The sequence below is a fragment of the Ramlibacter sp. MAHUQ-53 genome (genome assembly GCF_052600055.1).
Genome location: NZ_JBQWTS010000008.1, coordinates 205,888 through 229,390 on the forward strand (window position 1 = coordinate 205,888; position 23,503 = coordinate 229,390).

Genomic DNA, 23,503 nt, shown 5'->3' on the forward strand with positions numbered 1-23,503 from the left:
AATGAACGCACTCATCTCCGTTTCCGACAAGACCGGCATCGTCGACCTCGCGCGCGCCCTGCACGCGCTGGGCGTGGGCCTGATTTCCACCGGCGGCACCGCCAAGCTGCTGCAGGACGAGGGCCTGCCCGTGAAGGAGGTGGCCCAGGTCACCGGCTTCCCCGAGATGCTGGACGGCCGCGTCAAGACCCTGCACCCCAAGGTGCATGGCGGCCTGCTGGCCCGCCGTGACGTGCCCGAGCACATGGCCGCCCTGGCCGCCCACGGCATCGACACCATCGACCTGCTGGTGGTGAACCTGTACCCCTTCGAGGCCACCGTGGCCAAGGCCGGCTGCACGCTGGAAGACGCGATCGAGAACATCGACATCGGCGGCCCGGCCATGGTGCGCAGCGCCGCCAAGAACTGGAAGGACGTGGCGGTGCTGACCGACGCCTCGCAGTACGCCGGCGTGGTGGAAGAACTCAAGGCCAACGGCGGCAAGCTGTCCGACAAGACCCGCTTCGCGCTGTCGGTCGCTGCCTTCAACCGCATCTCCAACTACGACGCCGCGATCAGCGACTACCTCTCCAGCCTGCTGGACGACGGCACCCGCTCGATGTTCCCGGCCCAGAGCAACGGCCGCTTCGTCAAGCTGCAGGACCTGCGTTACGGCGAGAACCCGCACCAGCAGGCCGCCTACTACCGCGACCTGTACCCGGCCCCCGGCTCGCTGGTGACCGGCGTGCAGCTGCAAGGCAAGGAGCTTTCGTACAACAACATCGCCGACGCCGATGCCGCCTGGGAATGCGTCAAGAGCTTCGACGCGCCGGCCTGCGTCATCGTCAAGCACGCCAACCCCTGCGGCGTGGCCGTGGGCGCCAATGCCTTCGAGGCCTACGACAAGGCCTTCAAGACCGACCCCACTTCCGCCTTCGGCGGCATCATCGCCTTCAACCGCCCGCTCGATGGCCAGGCCGCCCAGGCCGTGAGCAAGCAGTTCGTCGAGGTGCTGATCGCCACCGACTTCACGCCCGAGGCCCTGGAGGTGTTCAAGTCCAAGGTAAATGTGCGCCTGATGAAGATCGCGCTGCCCCCGGGCGGCGCCACGCCCTGGGACAAGGGCCAGAACTTCATGGACGTCAAGCGCATCGGCTCGGGCCTGCTGATGCAGACCGCCGACAACCACGAGCTGCAGCTGTCCGACCTGAAGGTCGTGACCAAGAAGCAGCCCACCCCCGAGCAGCTGCAGGACCTGCTGTTCGCGTGGAAGGTGGCCAAGTACGTGAAGTCCAACGCCATCGTCTTCTGCAAGGGCGGCATGACCATGGGCGTGGGCGCCGGCCAGATGTCGCGCCTGGACTCGGCCCGCATCGCCAGCATCAAGGCCCAGCACGCCAACCTCACGCTCGAGGGCACGGCCGTGGCCAGCGACGCCTTCTTCCCGTTCCGCGACGGCCTCGACGTGGTGGTGGACGCGGGCGCGACCTGCGTCATCCAGCCGGGTGGCAGCATGCGTGACCAGGAGGTCATCGACGCCGCTGACGAGCGCGGCGTGGTGATGGTGTTCTCGGGCGTGCGTCACTTCCGCCACTGAGCACGTGCACGCCGTACCAGCGGGCCTGAAGGCCTCGCTGGTCCGCCAGGCCCCGGCGCATGCCGGGGCCTTTTTCATGGGCGCGCCGACTCTCCGGCCCCCAGCGCAGCCAGCACCCGCCCCATGCCCGCCGGCCACGGGTGCAGGGCCTCGTCCTGCCAGAACAGGCAGACCTCGTAATGCGGCAGGCCCTCGGTGACCCGCACCGGGACCAGCCCCTGGCGATGGGGCGCGGGGACTAGGCCGGGGTGCGAGACCACCCCCAGCAGGTCGCTGGCGCTCACGATCTTCAGCAGCATCGCGTAGTCCGCGCACTGCACCGCGATGCGCGGGGGGCGCCAGCGTCGCACGCGGAAGGCCTCCTCCACCACGTTGCCCGGCGTGCCCGCCGAGCCGGCCACCGCCCACTCGGCGCGGGCGATCGCGCGCAGCGTGGTGGCCCGCGCCAGCGGGTTGCCCTCGCGGGCGTAGATGGTCGGGTGGCTGGTGTACATCACCTGGTGCCGCAGCCGCGGGTCCTGGAGGCCGCGCGGCCGCGGCGCGATCACCAGGTCGAGCTCGCCGCGCAGCAGCTGGGCCAGCATCCCGGGCGCAGGGCCGGTCGAGATGCTCAGGAGGGGCCGCGGCCGGGCCGCGTGCACGGCCTCGACCATGGTCGGCCCATAGACCAGGCCCGCAGCCGGCGCCAGCCCGACCCGAAGCACCTGGCGCCGGCGCCCGGCATCGCCTCGCTGCGCGGCGTGCACCGCCTCGACGGCCTGCGCCCGGGCTTCGTCCATCGGCACCGCGGCGCGCGCGAGTGACAGCGCCCGCACCGTCGGCCGGGCCTGCCGGCCACTGCGCACGAACAGCGGCTCGCCCACCTGGCGCGCCAGCGACGCCATCGCCTGCGACACAGCCGGCTGGGAGATGCCCGCCTGCCGCGCGGCCGCGGTGAAGCTGCCGGTGTCGACGACCAGGCGCAGGAGACTCAGTTGTCCCAAATTCATAAGTCTGGATTATGAGTTGGCGGTCGGCCGCCTTGTGGCCGCGGCGCGGTGCGCGAACAATCGCCGGATTCGCCACTACCGCTGCCCGCCCGCCCATGACCCTCCGCCGCCGTCACCTCCTTGGCGCTGCCTCGCTGCTGGCCGTGCCTGCCTCGACCTGGGCCCAGGACTACCCCTCGCGCCCCGTGCGCCTGCTGGTCGGGTTCGCACCGGGCGGCCCCACCGACCTCCTGGCGCGCGTCGTCGCCGTTGCCCTGGGCAAGGCCCTGGGCCAGAGCGTGGTGGTGGACAACCGCGCCGGGGCGGCCGGCGCCCTGGCGGCGCAGGCCACCGCCAAGGCCGACGCCGACGGCTACACCCTCCTGTTCGCGGGAGACGGCCAGCTGACCCTGCTGCCCCAGCTGCTGCCCGCCGCCGGCTACTCGACGCAGCGTGACCTCGCCGTCGTCCGCACCGTGGCGGGCCAGAGCAACGTGCTGCTGGCGCAGCGCTCGGCCGGCATCACCGACATGCCCTCGCTGCTGCGGGCGGTGCGCGCCCGCCCCGGCAAGGTGAGCTACGGCTCCGCCGGCAACGGCACGCCCTCGCACCTGGTGGGCGCCCTGTTCGAGACCGCCACCGGGACCGAGCTCCTGCACGTCCCGTACCGCGGCGCCGGCCCGGCGATGGGCGACTTCATCGGCGGCCGGCTGGACCTGATGTTCGTCGGCATGCCGGTGGCCTCTCAGCACGCGCAGGACCCGAAGTTCGTGCCGCTGGCCGTCACCGGCCGGCGCCGCTCGCCACGCCTGCCGCAGGTGCCGACGTTCGCGGAGCTGGGCATCGCCGGCCTGGGCGACGAGACCGACGTGTGGTGGGCGCTGGCCGCGCCCGCCGCGACCCCGGCCAGCGTGCGTGCCCGGCTCGACGCCGCACTGCGCGCCGCCATGGAGGACCCGCAGGTGCGCCAGGCCTTCGAGACGCAGGGCGTGGAACTGGTCGATCGCGATGCCGCCGCGACGCAGGCGCGCATCCGCGCCGACGAGGCGCGCTGGGCCGGCCTGCTCAAGGCCGGCAAGGTCCGTCCCGAGTGAGGGCCGGCCGCATGCGCGCCCCCAACTTCCTGGTCTTCCTCACCGACCAGCACCGTGCGGACCACCTCGGCTGCTACGGCAACCGCATCGTGCGCACGCCGCGCATCGACGCCCTGGCCGCGGCCGGCTCGCGCTTCGACCGCACCTACGTCGCCAACCCGGTGTGCATGCCCAATCGCGCGGCCATCCTCACCGGGCGCATGCCCTCGGTGAACGGGGCGCGCGGCAACGGCACGCCACTGCCGCTGGACGCGGTGACCTTCGCCGACGTGCTCTCGGAGTTCGGCTACCGCACCGCGCTGGTCGGCAAGGCCCACTTCCAGAACATGGAGGATGTCCCGCCGGCGCTGCCGCCCGCGCCGCCGTCGCAGTTGCGCGTGTCGGCGCGGCACCCCGAGGCCCGGCGCATCGACCTGGCCGACCCGGCTTACCGCCAGGAGCTGCGTTCGAGCTGGGATGACCCCGCGCACCGCCTGCGCCTGCCGTATTACGGGTTCCAGGACGTGGTCCTGTGCAACCACCATGCCGACGAGTGCTTCGGCGACTACCTGCGCTGGCTCGCCGCGGAGCACCCCGGGGTGGCGGGCCGCATCGGCCGCGCGCACGGCCGGCCCGACCCGCGCTTCGTCGCGCCGCAGGCCTGGCACACGCGCCTCGACGAATTCCAGTACCCCACGCACTACGTCGCCGAGCAGGCCATGGGCTGGCTGCAGCGGCACGCGCGCGACAGCGCCGACCAGCCCTTCGCGATGGTGTGCTCCTTCCCCGACCCGCACCATCCCTGGACACCGCCCGGGCGTTACTGGGACATGTACGACCCCGACACGATCGAGGTGCCCGGGACCGCGGTTTCGCCTGCGGCGTCGGCGCGGCATGTCGAGTGGCTGCGGCAGGAGCGCGCGAGCGGGCGGGCCCGGCTGGACTCGCCGCGCATGTTCGCGGCGAACGAGCGCGAGATCCGCGAGATCATCGCCCTGACCTACGGGATGATCACCAACATCGACGACCGCATCGGCCGGGTCCTCGACACGCTGCGCGATCTCGGCCTGGACCGGGACACGGTGGTGGTCTTCACCTCGGACCACGGCGACCTGATGGGGGACCACGGCATCATGCTCAAGGGGCCGCTCCACTACCAGGGGCTGGTGCGCGTCCCGTTCATCTGGAAGGAGCCGCAGGGCGGGGCGCCCGAGGTCCGTGCCGACCTCGCCAGCAGCATGGACCTGGGCCCGACGATCCTGCGCCGCGCGGGCATCGCGCCGCCCAATGGCGTGCAGGGTGTGGCGCTGTTCGACGAAGCGGGCAAGGCGCTGGCGTCGGGCCGCAGCGGGGTGTTGATCGAGGAGGCGCAGCAGCGCGCCTACGTGGGCTTCGAGACGCCGGTGCAGGTGCGCACACTGGTCACGCAGCGCCACCGCCTGAGCCTGTACCACGAGGGGGACTGGGGCGAGCTTTACGACCTCGTCGACGACCCGCTGGAGCAGCACAACCTCTGGGATGCGCCCGAGGCGCGCGCGCTGCGCCAGTCGCTGGTGGAGGAGCTGGCACGCACCCTGGTGCACCACGCCGACCGCTGCCCGCGCCCCACCAGCCTGGCCTGAGCGGCGCGGCGCTCCTTCCGCGCGCGGGTCCTGGGTCCTGCTGGCGCCGGCGCAGGACCGGCAGATCGCCTGGCTGAACCGGGAATGAAAAAGCCCGCGGCAAGCGGGCTCGTTCATCGGGGGCGCCGGTTCGTCGCGGGCGTGTGGCGGGTCACCCGGCCAGCAGCCGGAACGACTCCCGCGCGGCGGCGATCGTCATGGCGATGTCCTCGTCGCTGTGCGCCGAGCTCACGAAGCCGGCCTCGTACAGCGCCGGGGCGATGTACACGCCGCGATCGAGCAGGCCGTGGAACAGGGTGTTGAACTTCGCGCCGTCGCTGGTCATCACCGTCTTGTAGTCCTGCGGCAGCTGCGGCAGCAGGAAGAAGCCGAACATGCCGCCCTCGCAGTCGGCCGCGAACGGCACGCCCTCCGCGGCGGCGGCGGCCTTCAGGCCGTCGACCAGGCTGCGGGTGCGCGCGGCCAGGGCGTCGAAGTAGCCGGGCTTCGAGATCTCGGCCAGCGTGGCCAGGCCGCAGGCGGTGGCCACCGGGTTGCCCGAGAGCGTGCCGGCCTGGTAGACCGGGCCCAGCGGGGCGAGCTGCTCCATGATCGCGCGCGGGCCGCCGAAGGCCGCCAGCGGCATGCCGCCGCCGATCACCTTGCCCATGACGGTGAGGTCCGGCTTGAAGCCGGGGATCAGCTTCGCGTAGATGCCCTGCGCGCCGCCCAGGGCGACGCGAAAGCCCGTCATCACCTCGTCGAACACCAGCAGCGCGCCGTGCTGCGAGCACAGCTCGCGGCAGCGGGTCATGAAGGGCACGCTGGCGCGCACGAAGTTCATGTTGCCGGCGATCGGCTCGATCATCAGGCAGGCGATCTCCGCGCCGTACAGGGCGAAGGCCTCCTCGAGCTGGGCCAGGTTGTTGTACTCCAGCACGACGGTGTGCTGCGCCACTTCCTCCGGCACGCCGGCGCTGGTGGGGTTGCCGAAGGTGGCCAGGCCCGAGCCGGCCTTGACCAGCAGGGCATCGGCATGGCCGTGGTAGCAGCCCTCGAACTTGATGATGCGCTTGCGGCCGGTGGCGCCGCGCGCCAGGCGCAGCGCGCTCATGGCGGCCTCGGTGCCGGAGCTCACGAGGCGCACCATCTCGATCGAGGGCACGAGGTCGATGATGGCCTGCGCGAGGTCGACCTCGCGCTCGGTGGGCGCGCCGAAGGAGAAGCCGTCGAGCGCCGCCTTCTGCACCGCCTCGACCACCGCGGGGTGGCCGTGGCCCAGGATCATCGGGCCCCAGGAGCCGATGTAGTCGATGTAGCGGGTGCCGTTGGCATCCCAGAAATGCGCGCCCTGGGCGCGCTGCACGAAGCGCGGCGTGCCGCCGACGGCGCGGAAGGCGCGTACGGGCGAGTTCACGCCGCCGGGGATCAGCGCGCGGGCGCGGTCGAACAGTTGCTGGTTGCGGTCAGTGCTTGGTGTCATGGGCAGGCATGTCCAGGACCTGGAGGGCCTTGGCTTCTTCTTCGGTCAGGGGTTCGGGTTCGCCGACATCGGGCTGCGCCCAGAACAGGCGGTCGGGGATGACATTGCCCATGCCGGGGCGGAAGCCCGCGTCCAGCGCCTCGTCCAGGTAGCCCAGGGCCTCGGTGGTGGCGGCGGCCAGGTCGGTGCCGTTGGCCACCAGGGCCGCCAGCGCCGCGCACAGCGTCTCGCCGGCGCCGGAGAACACGGCCTCGAAGCGCTCGAAGCGCTGGCTGGCCAGCACCGCCTGCGGCGTGGCCAGCACGTTGTCGATGAACTGGTCGGGCAGCGGCACGCCGGTGACCAGCGTGTAGGGCACGCCGGCCTCGGCCGCGGCCTTGGCGATGTCGCGCGCGCCGGGGCTCTTGTCGCCGCTCCAGTCGGGCAGCAGCCAGCGCCACAGCGTGCTGTGGTTGCCCACCAGCACGGTGGTTTGCGGCAGCATGAGCTCGCGGAAGGCGTCGAGGTACAGGTCGATCTGGTTCTCGTCCCACCAGGAGAGGTTGGGCATGTAGGCGATCAGCGGCACGTCGGCGTAGTCGGCGGCGATCTCGGCGATGGTGCTGATGTTCTCGGGCGAGCCGACGAAGCCCACCTTCATCACCTGCACCGGCGCGTCCTCGAGGATGGCGCGGGCCTGCTCGGCGACCGCCTCCTCATCGAACGCGAAGTGGTCGAAGATCTCGGCGGTGTCGCGCGCGTAGGCGCCGGTGACCACCGGCAGCGCATGCGCGCCGACCGAGGCCATGGTGGCGACGTCCGCTGCCAGCCCGCCGGCGCCGCTGGGGTCGCTGGCGTTGAAGGTCATGACGCAGGGCGGGCCGGCGTCGATGCCGGCCTCGGGCTCGTCGGAGTCGGGAATATTGGGCGTGGTCATGGGCCTCGGAACATCAGGCGTGTGCCCAAATCGGGGGGTGCCAGCGGCGCGATAGATACAATCGTTGCATTCTATTGGAAGCCCCCGTAAGCTGTGACTGAAGAAAAAACCTGGATGTGTCTGATCTGCGGCTGGATCTACGACGAAGCTGCTGGCGCGCCTGACCATGGTATCGCCCCCGGGACCGCCTGGGCCGACGTTCCCATGAACTGGACCTGCCCCGAGTGCGGCGCCCGCAAAGAAGACTTCGAGATGGTGCAGATCTGACGCTGGGACGCCGCTGACCTGACCGGTCGACGCGCTCCCGCCCGGGTTGCCAACCAGGGAGCGGCGTCAATTGAGCGAGACAGACGATGAAGAGGGCCCACCAGCCCTCAAGGTGTTGGTCATCGATGACAGCAACACCATCCGCCGCAGCGCGGAAATCTTCCTGAAGCAGGGGGGCCACCAGGTCCTGCTGGCCGAGGACGGCTTCGATGCCCTGTCCAAGGTCAGCGACTGGCAGCCCGACCTGATCTTCTGCGACATCCTCATGCCGCGGCTGGACGGCTACCAGACCTGCGCCATCATCAAGCGCAACGCGCGCTTCTCCGCCACGCCCGTGGTCATGCTGTCCTCCAAGGACGGCGTGTTCGACAAGGCCCGCGGCCGCATGGTCGGCTCGCAGGACTACCTCACCAAGCCCTTCACCAAGGACCAGCTGCTGCAGACTGTGCTGCAGTTCGGCGCCGCCGTGCCGAAAGGACACTGATGCCCATCTCCACCGTCCTCGTCGTGGACGACTCCCGAACCGAGCTCATGCACCTGTCCGAGGTGCTCGCCAAGGCCGGCTACACCGTGCGTACCGCCGAGAACGCTGAGGAGGCGATGCGCCAGATCGAGCAGGCCCGGCCCGACCTGATCCTGATGGACGTGGTGATGCCCGGCCAGAACGGCTTCCAGCTCACCCGCACGATCACGCGTGACCCGCGCTTCGCGGGCCTGCCGGTCATCATCTGCTCCAGCAAGAACCAGGAGACCGACCGGGTCTGGGGCATGCGCCAGGGCGCGCGCGACTACATCACCAAGCCGGTCGACGCGCGCGAACTCGTCACCAAGATCCGGGCGCTGGGCTGAGCGGCGCGCCATGGCGAACCGCGAAGCCTTGCGCGAACTCCAGGGCCGGCTGGCCGACCGCCTCCAGGCCCCGCGCGGCGACCGCGCGCAGGCCGCCTGGCTGGCCGTGGAGGCCGGCGGCGCGCGCTACCTGCTGCCGCTGGCCCAGGCCGGCGAGATCAGCGCCTTCCAGGCGCCGCAGGCCGTGCCCTACACCCGCCCCTGGTTCCTCGGCGTGGCCAACCTGCGCGGCGGCCTGTGGGGCGTGGCCGACCTGGCCGCGTTCGTCGCGGGCGAGCCGCCGCGGGCCGAGCCCGCCGACCGTACGCAGGCCCGGCTGGTCGCCCTCGGCGCCGTCCTGGAGGTGAACTGCGCGCTGCGCATCGACCGCCTCGCCGGCCTGCGCGGCATCGACGCCTTCCGCGCCAGCGCCTCCCGCGCCGAGTCCGACCCGGCCTGGTTCGGCAGCCGCTACACCGACGCCCAGGGCCAGGCCTGGCAGGAGCTGAACCTGCAGGCCCTGGCGCGCGACCCGGCCTTCCTCGACATCGCCGAGGACCCCGCCCCCACCCCCGCCGCCACCCCCGACACCCGCACCTGAGAAGGCCGCCACCATGTCCGTCCTCGATCCCCTGATCGCCCTGCTCAAACGCAAGCCGCGCTTCGTGGCCTCGATGGGTGATGCCATGGCGCTGGAGACGCCCGGGCTCGCCGGCGTGGCGCGCACCGTGTTCGCCCCCGGCCCGATGGGCCCGGTCGCCGAGTCCGAGCTGGTGGCCCTGCCCCTGCTCGGGCGCCGCCCGGTCGCCCGCCACCAGCGCCTGCTGTACGTGCTGCTGGCCGCTTCGCTGCTGGTGCTGGCCACCGTCACCGTGCTGGCCACGCGCCAGGCCGACCGCCTCGCGCGCCAGGTCGCCGGCACCGGCCAGGCCCTGATGCAGTCGCAGCGGCTGGCCAAGTCGGTCTCGCAGGCCCTGGTGGGCAGCCCGCAGGCCTTCCCCGATGTCAAGGAAAGCGGCGACGTGCTGGCCCGCAACGTGCGCGGCCTGCTCGCCGGCGATGCCGGCCTGCAGCTGCAGCCCGTGTCCGGCGCGCTGCAGGCGGACGTCACCGGCGTGCTGCCCCTGGTGGAGCGCGCCGAGCGCGCCGCCGGCGTGGTGATGGGCCAGCAGAAGGTGCTGACGCAGGTCGGCGCGGCCCTGCACACCATCAACCGGCAGTCGTCCGACCTGCTCGAGGTGGCCGAGACCATCGCCGCCCTCAAGCTGCAGCAGGGCGCACCGGCGGCCGAGATCTCCGCCGCCGGCCAGCTGGTGATGCTCACGCAGCGCATCGGCAAGTCGGCCAACGAATTCCTCACCGCCGAGGGCGTCAGCCCCGAGGCCGTGTTCCTCCTGGGCAAGGACCTCAACACCTTCCGCGAGACCGCGCAGGGCCTGCTCGGCGGCAACCCCGAGATGCGCCTGGGCGCGGCGCGCGACCCGCAGGTGCGCGAGCGCCTCGAGGCGCTGCTGCGCCTGTACGACGAGACCCGCAACCAGGCCAGCGCCATCCTGGGCAACCTGCAGGGCCTGGTGGCCTCGCGCGAGGCGCACACCGTCATCCTCGCCGACAGCGAGCCGCTGCGCCGCGGCCTCGAGGCCCTGCAGGGCAAGCTGTCGGACCGCGCCGGCCTCGGCGCGGGCATGCTGCTGGCCCTGGTGCTGTCGGCGGCGGCCACCATCCTGAGCGCGCTGGGCTTGGCCTACGTGCAGCTGCAGGACAGCCGGCGCCGCCAGGTCGTCGCCGAGCAGCAGCGCCTGGAGGCCGAGCTGCAGGAGCAGGAAGCCAAGCGCATGAACGACGCCACGCAGGCGGCCATCCTGCGCCTCATGAACGAGCTGCAGTCGGTGGCCGAGGGTGACCTCACCCGGCAGGCCACCGTGACCGAGGACATCACCGGCGCCATCGCCGACTCGGTGAACTACACGGTCGAGGAGCTGCGCCAGCTGGTGGGCCATGTGCAGGACACCGCCAGCCGCGTCGGCCAGACCACCGGCCAGGTGGAGTCCACCTCCACCGAGCTGCTGGCGGCATCGACCGAGCAGCTGCGCGAGATCCGCGCCACCGGCCAGTCGGTGCTGGAGATGGCCGGCCGCATCCAGCAGGTCTCGGGCCAGGCCCAGGACTCGGCGCAGGTGGCGCGCCAGTCGCTGCAGGCCGCGGCCTCCGGCCTGCAGGCGGTGCAGGACGCCATCGGCGGCATGAACGTGATCCGCGACCAGATCCAGGAGACCTCCAAGCGCATCAAGCGCCTGGGCGAGTCCTCGCAGGAGATCGGCGAGATCACCGAGCTGATCTCCGACATCACCGACCAGACCAACGTGCTGGCGCTGAACGCCGCCATCCACGCCGCCGCCTCGGGCGAGGCGGGCCGCGGCTTCTCGGTGGTGGCCGAGGAGGTGCAGCGCCTGGCCGAGCGCTCGGCCGACGCCACGCGCCAGATCGCGGCGCTGGTCAAGGCCATCCAGACCGACACCCAGGATGCGGTGGCCGCCATGGAGCGCTCCACCCAGGGCGTGGTCGAGGGCGCGCGGCTGTCCGACAACGCGGGCGCCGCGCTGCAGCAGATCGACGACGTCTCGCGCCGCCTCGCCGAGCTGATCGAGCAGATCGCCGCCGCCGCCTCCCATGAGGCCGAATCCGCCAGCAGCGTGGCGGGCAGCATCCAGCACATCTTCGCGGTCACCGAGCAGACCGGCGAAGGCACGCGCTCCACCGCGCAGCAGGTGCGCGAGCTGGCGCGCATGGCCGAAGAGTTGCGCCAGTCGGTCGCCCGCTTCAAGATCGCCTGATGCCGCCCGCCATGAGCCAGACCGCGCCCGACACCGGACTCGCCGCGGACGACCTCGGGCCGCTGGCCTGGGTCATGGACGAATTGCGCAAGTCGCTGGAGGGCGCCTCGAACGCGCTGCGGCGCTTCGTGCGCGAGGTGGCCCAGGGCGCGGTGCCCGACACCGGCGCGCTGCGCCAGGCCCGCCAGCAGCTGCACCAGGCGGTGGGGGCGCTGGAGATGGTCGGCCTGTCCGCGCCGGCCCAGGTGCTGCGCGCGATGGAGCAGGCGGTGCACCGCTTCACCGAGCGCCCGGCCCTGTGCGACGAGGCCGCCGCTGCGCGCGTGGAGCGCGCCGGCTTCGCGGTGGCCGACTACCTCGAGGGCCTGCTGCACGGCAAGCCGCAGCAGCCGGTGGCGCTGTTCCCGCAATACCGTGACGTCCAGGCGCTGTGGGGCGCGGACCGCATCCACCCGGCCGACCTGTGGCCGTTCGACTGGCAGTGGCTGGAGGCGCCCGACCTCGGCGGCGCGCCGCTGGCCGAGGGCGCCGCGGTGCGCGCGCGCATGGACCAGTCGGTCCTGCGCGTGGTCAAGTCGGCCGACCCGGCCGCGGCCGGCGAGCTTGCCGGCATCTGCGCCGCCCTGGCCGCTGCGCCGGGTGCGCGCGAGGTGCGCGGCTTCTGGGCGGTGGCCACCGGCTTCTTCGAGGCGCTGGCGCAGGGGCTGCTGTCCGGTGATGTCTACGCCAAGCGCGCCGCCTCGCGGGTGCTGCTGCAGTACGCGCAGCTGGCGCGCGGCGAGGCCGGCGTGTCCGAGCGCCTGGCGCAGGACCTGGCCTTCTTCTGCGCCCAGGCCGCGCCGGCCGAGGCGGGCCGGGCGCCCCGGCTGGCCGCGGTGCGCCGGGCCTGGCGCCTGGAGCAGCATGCGCCGGTCGACTACGAGCAGGAGCGCTACGGCCGCTACGACCCCGGGCTGCTGGCCCAGGTGCGCAAGCGCGTGGCCGCCGCACGCGAAGGCTGGTCGGCCCTGGCCGGCGGTGACACCAGCCGCCTGCGCACCACCGGCGAGCTGTTCACCGGCCTGGGCGAGGCCCTCACCCGGCTGCATCCGCCGCTGGCGCCGCTGGCGCAGGCCCTGGGGGCCGTGGCGGGCGAGGCCGTGGTGGTGGCCGAGGCGCCGCCCCCGGCGCAAGCCATGGAGGCGGCCACTGCCATCCTGTTCCTCGAGGCCCTGCTGCAGGAATTCGACCCGTCCGACGAGGCGCTGGCCCAGCGCGCGCAGCAGCTCGCGCAGCGGCTCGACCAGGTGCGCCACGGCGGGGCTCCCGGGCCGCTCGAGCCCTGGATGGAAACGCTGTACCGCCAGGTGAGCGACCGCCAGTCCATGGGTAGCGTGGTCGGCGAACTGCGGGCCACGCTGGGCGAGCTCGAGAAGTCGCTGGACGCCTTTTTCCGCCAGCCGCGGGACCGCACCCCGCTGGGGGGCGTGCCGGGCCACCTGTCGCAGATGCGGGGCGTGCTCTCGGTCCTGGGGCTGGACCATGCGGTCCAGGCCGTGGCCGCGATGCGCGAGGCGGTGCAGGCCATCCTCGCCAGCGCGCCGGACGAGCCGCCGCCGGGCGTCGAGCGCCTGGGCAACAACCTGGGCGCGCTGGGCCTGCTGGTCGACATGCTGGGCTACCAGCCCGCGCTGGCGCGCCAGTTGTTCGTGTTCGATGACGTGGCGGGCGCGCTGCGCCCGCTCATGGGCCGCATCAGTGCGCCGCCGGCCGTGCAGCCCGAGCCGCCGCTGGAGGCGGCCCTGGCCGAGGCCTTGCCGGAGCTGTCCGACCTGCCGGAGCTGCAGGCGCTGGCCCAGCAGGGGGCGCTGCCGGCCACGGTGGCGGAGGCGGCCGGGAGCACCGCCGCCGCGGAGGCTTCCGACGCGGTCGAGGCTTCCGAAGCCGTGGATGCCGTGGATGCGCCGGAGGCGGCCGCAGGCATCCAGGCGCCTGGGGCGGTCGCGGGGATCCAAGCCATCGAGGCGGTCGAGGCCGACGGCGCTGCCGACCTCATGGAGGCCTTCCGCGCCGAGCGGGCGGCCGGTTCCCTGGAGGTCGAGGAGGTGCCGGCCTGGGCTGGGCTGGAGGCGGTGGAGGTCGTGGAAGTCGACCCTGCCGACGAGGAGGCCGAGCTGCTGGCCATCTTCCTCGAGGAGGCCCGCGAGGTCATCGCCGCCGGCCGCGAGGCCCTGGACGTGCTGGTGGCCGAGCCCTCGGACCTCGCCGCGCTCACCACGCTGCGCCGCGCCTTCCACACGCTCAAGGGCAGCTCGCGCATGGTCGGCCTGCAGGCCTTCGGCGAGGGCGCCTGGGCGATGGAGCAGGTCCTCAACGCCTGGCTGGCGGACCAGCAGCCCGCCAGCGACGCCATGCGCGGCTTCGCCGGCCGTGGCCTGGAGGGGCTGGCGCGCTGGGCGGACGACATCGCCGCGGGCCGTGACCCGGGCTGGTCGCCGTCCCTGTTCGAGTCGCCCGCCCAGGCCTGGCGGGACGGTGTGGTGCCCGTGCGCTGGCGCTTTCCCGGCGATGCCGAGGCGGCCGCGCTGGTGGAGTCCGTGGAACCCATGGAGGCTGTCGAGGCTGTCGAAGCTGTCGAAGCTGTCGAAGCTGTCGAAGCTGTCGAAGCTGTCGAAGCTGTCGAAGCTGTCGAAGCTGTCGAAGCTGTCGAAGCTGTCGAAGCTGTCGAGGTCGCGGAGGTCGCGGAGCCGGTGGAGGTTCCCGAGCCGGTGGACTCGATGGATCCGGCCAAGGGGGGCGAGGTCGCCGAGGCCTTCGACGTCCGGGAGTCCCCGGCGCCGGCCGGCGCCGCCGAAGCGGAGGCGGCCGCCGCGGCCTTCGAACCCGGCGCGCCCGCCGAGCCCGCATCCGCGTCCCCGGCCCTGATCAATGTCTACCTCGGCGAGGCCGACGAGGGCTCCCTGCGCCTGCAGGCGTCGCTGGCCGAGTGGGCGCGTGACCCGCAGCAGCCGGTGCCCGCGACCCTGGCTGCCCTGGCCCATTCGCTGGCCGGCAGCTCCTCGACGGTCGGCTTCGTCGCGCTGTCCGCGCTGGCCCGCCGCCTGGAGTCCTCGTTCGACGCGGCGCGCGCCCTGTCCTGCGCCGCGGCCCCGCATGCCCAGGCCTGGACCGACGCGGCCGAGGAAATCCGCCGGCTGCTGCACCAGTTCGCGGCCGGCTTCCTGCCCGCGGCGCGGCCCGAGGTGGCCGCGGCCCTGGACGCGCTGGACACCCTGGCCGCGCCTCCCGCGCGCGCCCAGCCCGCCCGCGCCGACAGCGATCCCGACACCGCGCGAGGCCGGACCGCGCCCGACCGCGACCTGTTCCCCTTCTTCGAGGAGGAGGCCCTGGAGCTGCTCCCCGCCCTGGGCAGCGTCCTGCGCCAGTGGCACGGCCAGCCCGAGCGGCGTGGCCCGCGCGACGAGGCCCTGCGCCTGCTGCATACGCTCAAGGGCGGCGCCCGCCTGGCCGGCGCGCTGGCGCTGGGCGAACAGGCGCATGCGCTGGAGTCGCGCATCGAGGCGCTCGAGGAGGACGCCACAGCCGACGACGTCCAGCCCCTGCTGCAGGCCTTCGACGAGCTCCAGGCGGCGTTCGACGCCCTGCGCCTGGCACCGGCCGATGTCCGGACCGATGTCCCGGCCGAGCCCGCCGGCGAGCCGTCCCGCGCGGCGGCCGCGACCGAGCCCGAGCCCGAGGCGCCGCCGGAGGCCGCCGGCGAGGCCGAGCCGGCCCCCGCACCCATCGCGGCGCCGCTGGCCACCACGCCGCCGGCGCGCGCCCCCGGCCACGCGGTACGCGTCAACTCGCAGCTGCTGGACCGCCTGATGAACCAGGCCGGCGAGGTCATGATCTCCCGTTCGCGGCTGGAGTCCGAGGTGCGCCACCTGCGCGGCGCGCTGCAGGAGCTCACGGGCAACCTCGACCGCCTGCGCGGCCAGCTGCGCGACGTGGAGCTGCAGGCCGAGCTGCAGATGCAGTCGCGCCTGGCCCACGCCCGCGACACCGCCGGCTTCGACCCGCTGGAGTTCGACCGATTCACCCGCGTCCAGGAGCTCACGCGCATGATGGCCGAGTCCGTCGACGACGTGGCCACGGTGCAGCGCACCCTGCAGCGCACCGTCGAGGCGGCCGAGGACGGCCTGGCCGCCCAGGCGCGCCAGACCCGCGAGCTGCAGCGCGACCTGCTGCGCACGCGGATGGTGGAGTTCGAGTCCATCGCCGACCGCCTGCACCGCGTGGTGCGCCTGGCCGCGGCGGATGCCGGCAAGCAGGTGGCCCTGGAGCTGGTGGGCGGCACCATCGAGATGGACCGCGGCATCCTCGACCGGATGACGCCGGCCTTCGAGCACCTGCTGCGCAACGCCGTGGCCCACGGCATCGAGGCGCCGGCGCAGCGCGCGCAGGCGGGCAAGCCGGCGGTGGGCCGCATCCGCATCGCGCTGGCGCAGGAGGGCAACGATGTCTCGGTCGATTTCGAGGACGACGGCGCCGGCCTCCAGGTCGAGCGCATCCGCGAGAAGGCCGTGGCCCTGGGCCTGTGGCCGGCCGACGCGCCCCTGGGCGAGGAGGAGTCCGCCAGCCTGATCTTCACGCCCGGCTTTTCCACCGCCGGCGCGCTGACCGAGCTGGCCGGCCGCGGCATCGGCATGGACGTGGTGCGCGCCGAGGTGCAGGCCCTGGGCGGGCGCATCGAGACCGCCTCGCGCGGCGGCGAGGGCACGCGCTTCCGGCTGGTGCTGCCCCTGACCACGGCGGTCACGCAGGTCGTCATGGTGCGCTGCGGCGCGCTGTCCTTCGGCGTGCCGGCGCACCTGGTGGAGATCATCCACCGCGCCACGCCCGACGAGGTGGCGCAGGCCGCGCGCGAGGGCCGACTGCTGCAGGGGGGTGAGCCCCTGCCGTTCCACTGGGGCGGGGCGCTGCTGCGCGCCTCGAAGGGCAGCACCGAGACTCCGGGTCGCTCGATCCCGGTCCTGGTCCTGCGCAGCGCGGCCCAGCGGGTGGCGGTGCGGGTCGACGAAGTGCTGGGGCACCAGGAAGTGGTGGTCAAGCACCTCGGCCCGCAGCTCGCCCGGCTGCCGGGGCTGGCGGGCATGACGGTGCTGGCCTCCGGCGCGGTGGTCCTGATCTACAACCCCGTCGCGCTGGCCTCGGTGTACGGGGCCGCGGCGCAGGCCTGGGGCCAGGGCGGCGGCGAGGCGGTCGCGGGCACGCCCCTGGCGGCGCCGGCCCAGGCCCCGCTGGTGCTGGTGGTCGACGACTCCATCACCGTGCGCCGCGTCACCCAGCGCCTGCTGCAGCGCGAGGGCTTCCGCGTGGCGCTGGCGGCCGACGGCCTGCAGGCGCTGGAGCGCCTGGCGCAGGAGGCGCCGGCGGTGGTGCTGTCGGACATCGAGATGCCGCGCATGGACGGCTTCGACCTGGTGCGCAACCTGCGGGGCGACCCGCGCTGGGCCGGCCTGCCGGTGGTCATGATCACCTCGCGCATCGCCCAGAAGCACCGCGACCATGCGGCCGAACTGGGCGTCAACCACTACCTCGGCAAGCCCTACGCGGAGGACGAGCTCCTCGGGCTGGTGCGGCGTTATGCCGCGCGCGGCGCCGAGCCCGGCGGCGCCAGGGTCACCACAGCCACCACAGCCACCGCAGCCTCAGCGGGCCCAGCGGACGCCACGGACGCCGCGGACGCGGCCGGCGAGGCGGTGGCTACGCCGCGGCCTTCTTGACCACGGCGTAGCGGGCCAGCGTGCGCTCGCGCGCCTCGTCGTGCGCCACCACCGGCAGCGGGTAGTCGCGTCCCAGCGCCACGCCCGCGGCCTCCAGCTCCAGCGGCGACGCCGCCCAGGGTTCGTGCAGCGCCTGCGGCGCCAGGCCCGCCAGCTGCGGCAGGTAGCGCAGGATGAACCTGCCCTCCGGGTCGAACTTCCGGCTCTGGCTCACCGGGTTGAAGATGCGGAAATAGGGCTGCGCGTCGCAGCCCGAGGAACTGGCCCATTGCCAGCCGCCGTTGTTGGCGGCCAGGTCGAAGTCGTTGAGCTTCTCGGCGAAGTAGCGCTCGCCCCAGCGCCAGTCCAGCCCCAGGTCCTTGGTGAGGAAGCTGGCCACCACCATGCGCAGGCGGTTGTGCATGTAGCCGGTCTGGTTCAGCTGGTGCATGGCGGCGTCCACCAGCGGGTAGCCGGTGCGGCCCTCGCACCAGGCCGCGAACAGCGCCTGGGCCGGCTTGCCGTGCTCCCAGCGGATCTTGTCGTACTCCGGCCGGAAGCTGTGGCTGCCGCCCTGTTCGTCCACCACGTGCGGGAAGTTGGCCAGCACCTGGAAGTAGAAGTCGCGCCACACCAGCTCGGACAGCCAGGTCTGCGCGCCGGCGCTGCCGGCCCGGGCCCGGGCGTGGGCCTCGCGCGCCAGCTCGCGGATCGACACCGTGCCGAATCGCAGGTGCACGCTCAGGTAGCTCGGGCCCTTGACTGCGGGGAAGTCGCGCGCCTCCTGGTAATGGTCGATGCGGTGCAGGAACTCCTCGAACAGCCGACGCCCGCCGGCGGCGCCCACGGGCAGGGGCAGCTGCGCGAGGTTGGTCGGCTCGAAGCCGATGTCGGCCAGGGCGGGCACCGGCAGGCGCAGCGCCTCGGGCCGGTCCGCCAGCGCGCCGGCATGGCGCTCGACGGGGTAGGACTTCAGGTAGAAATCGTCCACCTTGGCCAGCCAGGCCTTCTTGTACGGGGTGAACACCGCGTAGGGCTTGCCGACCTGGGTCATCACCTCGTGGCGCTGGAAGATGACATGGTCCTTGGTGGTGTGCAGGGCCACGCCGATGTCGGCCAGCGCGCCGCGCACGCGCGCATCGCGCGCCAGGGCGGGGGGCTCGTCGTCGTGGGCGGCGAAGACCGCCTGCACCCCCAGCTCGCGGGCCAGGCGCGGGATCTCGGCGGCCGCCACGCCGTGGCGCACGATCAGGCCGGCGGCCTCGCGGCCGGCCAGGGCGCGCAGGGCCTCGTCCAGCTGCACCAGCGACTCGCGGATGAACTCCACGCGCCGGTCGGCCCGGGGCAGGGGGTCGAGGATGGCGGTGTCGAAGACGAAGGCGCAGTGCACCTTGCGGCAGGCGCGCAGGGCGCGGTACAGGGCGGCGTTGTCGTGCGCGCGCAGGTCGCGGCGCAGCCAGACCAGGCCGGCGGGGTAGTGCTTGTCGTGGGGTTTGTCGTGCATGCCCTGGAACCGAACGGGGTGCGTAAAATCGCGATCATGCCCGCCGACGCCTCCCCCATGAACCTCACGCATCATTTCCTGATCGCGATGCCGGGGCTGGAGGACGAGACCTTCGCCCGCAGCGTGGTCTACCTGTGCGAGCACAGCCCGCGCGGCGCGCTGGGCATCATGATCAACAAGCCCAGCGACATCAGCCTCAAGCACCTGTTCGACAAGGTCGACCTGCCGCTGTCGCGGCCCGACCTCGTCGCCGCCCCGGTGTTCCAGGGCGGCCCGGTCGCCACCGAGCGCGGCTTCGTGCTGCATGAGGCCGTCTTTGCCGGCGAGGACAAGCCCGAGGACACGGTCTACGCCTCCACCATGACCATCCCCGGCGGCCTGGAGATGACCACCTCGAAGGACGTGCTCGAGGCCCTGTCCACCGGCGCCGGCCCGCGCAAGGTGCTGGTCTCCCTGGGCTACGCGCAGTGGGGCGAGGGCCAGCTGGAGTCCGAGCTGGCCGAGAACAGCTGGCTCACCGTCGGCGCCGACCAGGCCATCATCTTCGACACCCCCATCGACCAGCGCTACGACAAGGCGCTGGGCCTGCTGGGGCTGCAGGCCTGGATGCTGTCGTCGGAGGCGGGGCACGCATGAGCGCAGCGCCGGGCCGCCCCAAGACAGCGAACACCCCCTCGGGGGGCAGCGACGGACACGAAGTGCCGAGCATGGGGGCCGGGGCATGAGCCATCCGGCCACGCAACCCGACGTCCCCGCCCACTTCCAGACCTTCCTCGCCTTCGATTACGGGCTCAAGCGCACCGGGGTGGCCTCGGGCAACCGCATGCTGCGCACCGCCACGCCCCAGCGCACCATCCGCGCCGAGGGCGCCGAGGCGCGGCTGGCGGAGGTCGAGGCCCGGGTGCGCGAGTGGCAGCCCGACGCCCTGGTCGTGGGCGTGCCCTTCCACCCCGATGGCGCCAGCCACGAAAATACCGCCCGGGCCCGGAAATTCGCGCGCCAGCTGCGCTCGAAGTTCCCGAAGCTGCCGGTCTACGAGGTGGACGAGCGATACAGCACCACCGAGGCCCTGGCCAGCGGCGCGGCGGATGCCGACGCCGGCGCGGCCTGCGTGATTCTTGAACAGTTCTTGAGGAGTATGGGATGACCGTTGCACCCGCAGGTGCGCTGATGCTCGACGCCGAGGCGCTGTACCGCGAGCTGCTGCGCGGCGTGCGCTCGCTGCTGCGTCCCGAGTCGAAGCTGGTGGGCGTGACCTCCGGCGGTGCCTGGCTGGCCGAGCGCCTGCAGGCCGACCTGGGCCTGGCGGGCAAGCCCGGCATCATTTCCTCGGCCATGCACCGCGACGACTTCGCCCGCCGCGGCATGGCCGGCGGCGGCCAGCAGACCCAGCTGGCCTTCGACGTCAACGACGCCCACATCGTCCTGCTCGACGACGTGCTCTACACCGGCCGCACCCTGCGCGCCGTGCTCAACGAACTGTTCGACTACGGCCGCCCCGCCAGCGTGCAGCTGGCCGTCCTGGTGGACCGCGGCGGTCGCGAGCTGCCGGTGCAGGCCGATTTCGCGGCGGCGCGCGTGTCGCTGCCGGCTTCCCAATCGCTGGCCCTGGCGCGTGATGCCCAGGGCGGCTTCCGCTTCCAGGTGGAAGGTTCCTGAACGATGCTGTCCAAGCGAAACCCCCAACTGAACAAACACGGTGAACTGATTCACCTGCTCTCCACCGAGGGCCTGCCGCGCGACATCATCACGCACATCCTGGACACCGCCGCCTCCTTCGTGAGCGTGAACGACCGCGAGGTCAAGAAGGTGCCGCTGCTGCGGGGCAAGAGCGTATTCAACCTGTTCTTCGAGAACAGCACGCGCACCCGCACCACCTTCGAGATCGCGGCCACGCGCCTGTCGGCCGACGTGATCAACCTGGACATCGCGCGCTCCTCCGCCGCCAAGGGCGAGTCGCTGCTGGACACCATCGCCAACCTCTCGGCCATGGCCGCCGACATGTTCGTGGTGCGCCACAGCGAGTCGGGCGCGCCCTACCTGATCGCCCAGCATGTCGCGCCCCACGTGCACGTGATCAACGCCGGTGACGGCCGCCATGCGCACCCCACGCAGGGCCTGCTGGACATGTACACCATCCGGCACTTCAAGAAGGACTTCTCCAACCTCACGGTGGCCATCGTCGGCGACGTGCTGCACTCGCGCGTGGCCCGCTCGGACATCCACGCGCTGACCACCCTGGGCTGCGCCGAGGTCCGCGTGGTCGGCCCCAAGACCCTGGTGCCCAGTGACATGAGCCACATGGGTGTGCGCGTGTGCCACACCCTCGAGGAAGGCATCAAGGGCTGCGACGTGGTCATCATGCTGCGCCTGCAGAACGAGCGCATGTCCGGCGCGCTGCTGCCGTCCTCGCAGGAGTTCTTCAAGAGCTTCGGCCTGACGCCCGAGAAGCTGCAGCTGGCCAAGCCCGACGCCATCGTCATGCACCCCGGCCCGATCAACCGCGGCGTGGAGATCGACTCCGCGGTGGTGGATGGCAAGCAGAGCGTGATCCTGCCGCAGGTGACCTTCGGCATCGCCGTGCGCAGCGCGGTCATGAGCATCGTCGCGGGCAACGAGGCATAACGAGATGAAGATCCTGATCAAGAACGGCCGGGTGATCGACCCGGCCTCCAATTTCGACGAGATCTGCGACGTCGCCGTGGCTGCTGGCCGCATCGTCGGCATCAACCGCACGCCCGAGGGCTTCGCCGCCAGCAAGGAGATCGATGCCCGCGGCTGCCTGGTGATCCCCGGCCTGGTGGACCTGGCCGCGCGCCTGCGCGAGCCCGGCTACGAGCACGAGGGCATGCTGGAAAGCGAGATGGCCGCGGCCGTCGCCGGCGGCGTGACCAGCCTGGTCTGCCCGCCCGACACCGACCCGGTGCTCGACGAGCCCGGCCTGGTCGAGATGCTCAAGATGCGCGCCGAGAAGCTGCACCAGGCCCGCGTCTTCCCCCTGGGTGCGCTGACCCGCGGCCTCAAGGGCGAGGTGCTCACCGAGATGGCCGAACTCACCGAGGCCGGCTGCGTGGGCTTCTCGCAGGCCGAGGTCGCCCTGGGCAACACCCAGGTGATGCAGCGCGCGCTCCAGTACGCCGCCACCTTCGGCTACACCGTCTGGCTGCGCCCGCAGGAGATCCACCTGGGCAAGGGCGTCGCCGCCAGCGGCCCGCTGGCCACGCGCCTGGGCCTGGCGGGCGTGCCGGTGGCCGCCGAGACCATCGCCCTGTTCACCATCTTCGAGCTGATGAAGTCCACCGGCGCGCGGGTGCACCTGTGCCGCCTCTCCAGCGCCGCCGGCATCGAGCTGGTGCGCCAGGCCAAGGCCCAGGGCCTGCCGGTCACCTGCGACGTGAGCATCAACTCGCTGCACCTGACCGACGCCGACATCGGCTACTTCGACAGCCGCCTGCGCCTGAACCCGCCGGTGCGCCAGCAGCGTGACCGCGACGCCCTGCGCGAGGCGCTGGCCGACGGCACCGTCGACGCCCTGGTCTCCGACCACACCCCGGTCGACGAGGACGCCAAGACCCTGCCGTTCGCCGAGGCCGAGCCCGGCGCCACCGGCCTGGAGCTGCTCCTGAGCCTGGCCCTCAAGTGGGGCCAGGAAACCGGCGCCGGCCTGCCGCGCGCGCTCGGCGTGGTCACCAGCGAGCCGGCCCGGGTGCTGGGCGGTGCGCTGGGCACGCTGCAGGCCAGCTGCGGGCAGCTGGTCGAGGGCGGCGTCGCCGACCTCTGCATCGTCGACCCGCAGGCGCACTGGCAGGTCACGCCCGCCAGCCTGCGCAGCCAGGGCAAGCACACGCCCTTCTCCGGCTACGAGCTGCCGGGCCGGGTGCGCTGCACCCTGGTGGGCGGCCAGCTCGCCCACGACGCGCGCCAGGCCGCGTGAAAGCCGCCGTCGCCGGCTGGCGGCTGGCGCGTGCGCTGGCGCATGCGCTGGCCGGCCTGGCCACCATCACCTTCCGCTTTCCGCGGCTCGACGCCGCGCAGCGCCAGGCCGAGGTGCAGCGCTGGGCGCGCGGCATGCTCGCGGTGCTGGGCATCGGCCTCGAGGTCCACGGCCGGCCCGTCGCCAGCGGCCCGGCGCTGCTGGTGTCCAACCACATCTCCTGGCTCGACATCCTGGTGCTGCATGCCGGCCGCTACTGCCGCTTCGTCTCCAAGGCCGACGTCCACCACTGGCCCCTGATCGGCCGGCTGGCCACCGGCGCCGGCACGCTCTACATCGAGCGCGCCTCGCGCCGCGACGCGATGCGCGTGGTGCACCACATGGCGAAGGCCCTGGAGGCCGGCGACGTGCTGGCCGTCTTCCCCGAGGGCACGACCAGCGACGGCCGCGAGCTGCTGCCGTTCCATGCCAACCTGCTGCAGGCTGCGCTCCATGCCGACGCGCCGGTGCAGCCGGTGGCCCTGCGCTTCATCGACGCGGCCACGCGCGAGCCGTCCTTCAGTCCGTGCTACATCGGCGACGACACCCTGGTGGGCTCGCTGTGGCGCACGCTCACCGGGCCGCGCATCCTCGCGGTGGTGCGCTTCGGCGAGCCGCAGGCCGGCGCCGGCCGTGACCGCCGCGCCTGGGCGGCGGACCTGCGCGGCGCGGTGGACGATTTGCGCCGGGCCGGCTGAGCCTCCGCCTGACCGCCTGACCGCCTGACCGCCTGACCGCCTGACCGCCTGACCGG

Annotated in this window: 19 protein-coding genes; 15 read left to right on the forward strand and 4 right to left on the reverse strand. The window is 72.8% G+C overall.

Annotation, left to right across the window (positions count from 1 at the left end; genetic code table 11):
• The first annotated feature begins 1 nt into the window (after position 1).
• Positions 2–1,576 (forward strand): bifunctional phosphoribosylaminoimidazolecarboxamide formyltransferase/IMP cyclohydrolase, encoded by a 1,575-nt coding sequence (gene purH, locus ACT80S_RS13800; protein ID WP_377416712.1) that lies wholly within the window; start codon positions 2–4, stop codon positions 1,574–1,576.
• A 74-nt stretch (positions 1,577–1,650) separates the two neighbouring features.
• Here purH and ACT80S_RS13805 read toward each other — a convergent pair whose 3' ends face one another.
• Positions 1,651–2,565, reverse strand: coding sequence for a LysR family transcriptional regulator (locus ACT80S_RS13805; protein ID WP_377416714.1), 915 nt, complete (start codon positions 2,563–2,565; stop codon positions 1,651–1,653).
• Between the two features lie 95 nt (positions 2,566–2,660).
• Here ACT80S_RS13805 and ACT80S_RS13810 point away from each other — a divergent pair, with 95 nt between their 5' ends.
• Positions 2,661–3,638, forward strand: a complete 978-nt coding sequence (locus tag ACT80S_RS13810) for a Bug family tripartite tricarboxylate transporter substrate binding protein (protein WP_377416716.1) — start codon at positions 2,661–2,663, stop codon at positions 3,636–3,638.
• Positions 3,639–3,649: 11 nt separating this feature from the next.
• Positions 3,650–5,239, forward strand: a complete 1,590-nt coding sequence (locus ACT80S_RS13815) for a sulfatase family protein (protein WP_377416718.1) — start codon at positions 3,650–3,652, stop codon at positions 5,237–5,239.
• 151 nt (positions 5,240–5,390) lie between these two features.
• Here ACT80S_RS13815 and hemL read toward each other — a convergent pair whose 3' ends face one another.
• Positions 5,391–6,701, reverse strand: coding sequence for a glutamate-1-semialdehyde 2,1-aminomutase (gene hemL / locus ACT80S_RS13820; protein ID WP_377416720.1), 1,311 nt, complete (start codon positions 6,699–6,701; stop codon positions 5,391–5,393).
• Positions 6,685–7,617 carry a bifunctional hydroxymethylpyrimidine kinase/phosphomethylpyrimidine kinase gene (gene thiD / locus ACT80S_RS13825; RefSeq protein ID WP_377416722.1) on the reverse strand — a complete coding sequence of 311 codons (933 nt, stop codon included), beginning with the start codon at positions 7,615–7,617 and terminating at the stop codon, positions 6,685–6,687. Before thiD ends, hemL begins: the two co-directional genes overlap by 17 nt.
• Before the next feature lie 114 nt (positions 7,618–7,731).
• Between thiD and ACT80S_RS13830 the strand changes: the two genes are divergently transcribed.
• From ACT80S_RS13830 to ACT80S_RS13855, 6 genes are all read left to right on the forward strand, one after another.
• On the forward strand, positions 7,732–7,884 hold the full coding sequence (locus tag ACT80S_RS13830; protein ID WP_276606534.1) for a rubredoxin: 153 nt from the start codon (positions 7,732–7,734) through the stop codon (positions 7,882–7,884).
• A gap of 70 nt (positions 7,885–7,954) precedes the next feature.
• Entirely contained in the window at positions 7,955–8,368 is a 414-nt protein-coding gene (locus ACT80S_RS13835) for a response regulator (RefSeq protein WP_377416724.1), read from the forward strand.
• Entirely contained in the window at positions 8,368–8,733 is a 366-nt protein-coding gene (locus ACT80S_RS13840) for a response regulator (protein WP_377416726.1), read from the forward strand. The genes ACT80S_RS13835 and ACT80S_RS13840 overlap by 1 nt, the downstream gene beginning before the upstream one ends.
• 10 nt (positions 8,734–8,743) lie before the next feature.
• Entirely contained in the window at positions 8,744–9,313 is a 570-nt protein-coding gene (locus tag ACT80S_RS13845) for a chemotaxis protein CheW (protein ID WP_377416728.1), read from the forward strand.
• Positions 9,314–9,326: 13 nt separating this feature from the next.
• Positions 9,327–11,546, forward strand: a complete 2,220-nt coding sequence (locus tag ACT80S_RS13850; protein WP_377416730.1) for a methyl-accepting chemotaxis protein — start codon at positions 9,327–9,329, stop codon at positions 11,544–11,546.
• A gap of 11 nt (positions 11,547–11,557) precedes the next feature.
• On the forward strand, positions 11,558–17,293 hold the full coding sequence (locus ACT80S_RS13855) for a hybrid sensor histidine kinase/response regulator (RefSeq protein WP_377416732.1): 5,736 nt from the start codon (positions 11,558–11,560) through the stop codon (positions 17,291–17,293).
• Here ACT80S_RS13855 and ACT80S_RS13860 read toward each other — a convergent pair.
• Entirely contained in the window at positions 17,274–18,776 is a 1,503-nt protein-coding gene (locus tag ACT80S_RS13860; RefSeq protein ID WP_377416734.1) for a cryptochrome/photolyase family protein, read from the reverse strand. The two genes, ACT80S_RS13855 and ACT80S_RS13860, sit on opposite strands and share 20 nt — an antisense overlap.
• Before the next feature lie 36 nt (positions 18,777–18,812).
• On the opposite strand from ACT80S_RS13860, the gene ACT80S_RS13865 reads away from it, so the two are divergent.
• From ACT80S_RS13865 to ACT80S_RS13890, 6 genes are all read left to right on the forward strand, one after another.
• Positions 18,813–19,412, forward strand: a complete 600-nt coding sequence (locus tag ACT80S_RS13865) for a YqgE/AlgH family protein (protein ID WP_377416736.1) — start codon at positions 18,813–18,815, stop codon at positions 19,410–19,412.
• An 85-nt stretch (positions 19,413–19,497) separates the two neighbouring features.
• Positions 19,498–19,923: a Holliday junction resolvase RuvX gene (gene ruvX / locus ACT80S_RS13870; RefSeq protein WP_377416738.1), complete on the forward strand. Its 426-nt coding sequence runs from the start codon at positions 19,498–19,500 to the stop codon at positions 19,921–19,923.
• Entirely contained in the window at positions 19,920–20,435 is a 516-nt protein-coding gene (gene pyrR, locus ACT80S_RS13875; RefSeq protein ID WP_377416740.1) for a bifunctional pyr operon transcriptional regulator/uracil phosphoribosyltransferase PyrR, read from the forward strand. Before ruvX ends, pyrR begins: the two co-directional genes overlap by 4 nt.
• 3 nt (positions 20,436–20,438) lie before the next feature.
• The gene (locus tag ACT80S_RS13880; RefSeq protein ID WP_377416742.1) at positions 20,439–21,401 is read left to right on the forward strand and encodes an aspartate carbamoyltransferase catalytic subunit; all 963 of its coding nucleotides are present in this window, start codon (positions 20,439–20,441) and stop codon (positions 21,399–21,401) included.
• A gap of 4 nt (positions 21,402–21,405) precedes the next feature.
• Positions 21,406–22,710: a dihydroorotase gene (locus ACT80S_RS13885; RefSeq protein WP_377416744.1), complete on the forward strand. Its 1,305-nt coding sequence runs from the start codon at positions 21,406–21,408 to the stop codon at positions 22,708–22,710.
• The gene (locus ACT80S_RS13890) at positions 22,707–23,447 is read left to right on the forward strand and encodes a lysophospholipid acyltransferase family protein (RefSeq protein ID WP_377416746.1); all 741 of its coding nucleotides are present in this window, start codon (positions 22,707–22,709) and stop codon (positions 23,445–23,447) included. The genes ACT80S_RS13885 and ACT80S_RS13890 overlap by 4 nt, the downstream gene beginning before the upstream one ends.
• Positions 23,448–23,503: the final 56 nt, after the last annotated feature.